This window comes from Streptomyces glaucescens (genome assembly GCF_002154375.1).
Taxonomy (GTDB): Bacteria; Actinomycetota; Actinomycetes; order Streptomycetales; family Streptomycetaceae; genus Streptomyces; species Streptomyces glaucescens.
The window spans coordinates 1-2,411 of the sequence record NZ_MUND01000366.1 but is presented as its reverse complement, the minus strand read 5'-3'; the positions used below and the strand labels follow the sequence as shown (position 1 = coordinate 2,411).

The 2,411-nt window shown below is 71.9% G+C and carries 3 protein-coding genes; all 3 read left to right on the top strand.

The features are described from left to right. Positions 1 to 420 (top strand): alpha/beta hydrolase family protein (locus CCN42_RS23420; protein ID WP_158102120.1); only part of this gene is annotated, 420 nt, incomplete at its 5' end. 38 nt (positions 421 to 458) lie between these two features. Then, positions 459 to 902, top strand: coding sequence for a MarR family winged helix-turn-helix transcriptional regulator (locus CCN42_RS23415; RefSeq protein ID WP_086738545.1), 444 nt, complete (start codon positions 459 to 461; stop codon positions 900 to 902). Between the two features lie 407 nt (positions 903 to 1,309). After that, positions 1,310 to 2,411, top strand: a 1,102-nt coding sequence (locus CCN42_RS23410; protein WP_086738543.1) for a M24 family metallopeptidase, incomplete at its 3' end; no start/stop codon positions are given.

Genomic DNA, 2,411 nt, shown 5'->3' with positions numbered 1-2,411 from the left:
GCGCAGCCCCGCACGGCCACCGTGCGCGGCTGCGCCGTCTGGTACGCCCCGTCCGACCTCACCCGGCTCGCCGAGGACCATCCCGCCGGTGCCCACGACCCGGCCGACGCCTCCTCCTTCGAGGCCCTGCTGATCGGTGCCGCGCTCGCCGCGGCACCCGAACGGGCCCGCGCCGCCAGCCCGGTGAGCCGGGTGACGGCCACGGCGCCGCCCTTCCTCGTGCAGCACGGCACCGCCGACACGATCGTGCCCTTCGCCCAGGGCGAGCGGCTGGTCCGCGCGCTGCGGGAGACCGGCGGCCGGGCCGAGTTCCGGCCGGTCGAGGGCGGCGGCCATCTGTGGGTGGGACTGTCCGACGAGGAGGTCGAGAACTGCTTCTCCGCGACCCTCGACTTCGCCTCCCGGGCGGCAGGGGGATAATTCCCGCGTCCGCCGTTTCGTCGAGGCCTCGGGGAGCCATGAGTCACCGCGCCGCCAATCTGCCCCAACTGCTCGGCGAAGCCCGGCGCTGGTTCGAGGACGCGCTCTTCGCCAGCATGGAGGCCGCCGGGGAACAGCCGGTGACCACCGCGCAGGCGTCCGTCTTCGCGATGCTCGACGCCGAGGGCACCACCGTCTCGGAACTGGCCCGGCGGATCGGCGTCACCCGCCAGACGGTCCACCAGGCCGTGCACGGGCTGATCGACATGGGGCTCCTGGAGCAGGCCCCCGACCCCGGCTCGGCCCGTCGCCGGCTGATCCGCACCACCTCCGAGGGGCAGCGCGTCCACGAGCGGGCCCAGGCCGTGATCGGGCTCGTCGAGTCGGTGCTCGCCGAGCGCATCGGCCGGGCCGGCGTCGACGCCGTACGGGGAGCGCTGACCGCCGACTGGGGTGAGCCGCCGCTCGTCCGGGCACCCTGAGCACGTCGTCCCTCTGCCGCCGGCGGCCGGTCCGCGAACGTCACGGCGGCGGGATCACGGTGCTCCGAAGCCGTGCTCCCGACACGCCTGACCGTCTGCCACCCGCGCGACGCGGTGGCGGAAGGAGCGGACCGATGAGCACTGCGGTGTCCAGTAGGACCCTTGTCGCCGGTCCGCTCCCCACGGGCATGAGACAGGCGCGCCGCACTCCGCCCCAGTCGTCACTCCCTGGGAAGGGGTGCGTCGAGATGTCCGTCGTATGAGTGACTGAGTGTTACCGAGTCGTGAGACCTGGGACTCAACCGGGCACACCTGGCCTGGTGGGGGCGTTTCTGCGCGTGCGCTTCACTTTCGCGCGACGGCGAACGCTCGCCGCCAGTACCGCGCCCATTCGCTGAGGACGATGCATGCGCACACAGATCATCGGCGCCGTCCGCAAACGGCTGCAGGACCGGGGCTTGGACGCCTACATCGCCTACACTCCGTCGAACGTCTTCTACACGACGGGCTTCCGGAGTTTCTTCCTGATGGAGTGGTGGAGGATGCTCGGCACGGTCCTTGCTGTCGTCCCGGCCGACCCCACCCAGCCGCCCGCCTTGGTGGTCAGCGACTTCGAAGCGGTACAAGCCCGTGAGGAGTCCGGTTTCGACGACGTCCGGCCGTTTCGGGTATGGGTGGAGCTGCGCGACGCCCGCGACCTGGCCGACCCTTCGGCCGCCCCCGCACCCGGCGGCCGTCCGGCCCAGTACGACACCGCCGAGCAGGACGCGCTGCTGCGCTCCGTCCTGGCGGACCGCGACCTGCTCAGCGCCCGGATCGGCACGGATCTGCGGTACGTCCTGCACGACACCGTACGCCGGGTCGCCGCCTTCGCTCCCCAGCTGACCTGGGAAGACATGACAGACGACCTGTATGAACTGCGCAGCGTGAAATACGACTTCGAGATCGAGAGGCTGCGGCGGGCCACGGAACTGTCCGAAGCGGGCATGAGCTTCGCCGTCCGCGACCTGCGCCCCGGCCTCACGGCCATCGATCTGCGGAACCGCTACCAGCAGGGCGTCCTGGCCGCCGCCATGGCCGATCCCCGTTACGCCGGCTACAGCGACCAGTGGATGCTGTCTGCTGTCAGCCCTTCCACCGGGGCCGGTGCCGGTGCCGATCCGGAGACCGATCCCGTGCTCGCGGACGGTGCCCTCATCAAGTTCGACTGCGGCGTCACCGTGGGCGGCTACCGCGGCGACGGCGGACGCACCTTCGCCTACCGCACCGTCCAGCCCGCCGCGCGGCGCCTCCACGACGTCCTGCTCGGCGCCCACCGGGAAGCCCTGTCCGTCATCCGTCCGGGTGTCGCCGCCCGCGAGGTGTTCCAGGCCGCGCAACGGCACATCCGCGCAGGCGGTTACCCCTCCTTCACCCGCGGCCACTACGGCCATTCGGTGGGGATCGACACCTTCCACGAGGAACCGCCCTACCTCAGCGCCGACGAGGAACGGCCGCTGCTGCCCGGCA

Coding starts and splice junctions, on each gene's coding strand:
- CCN42_RS23415 (WP_086738545.1), top strand. CDS start 459: ATGAGTCACCGCGCCGCCAATCTGCCCCAACTGCTCGGCGAAGCCCGG.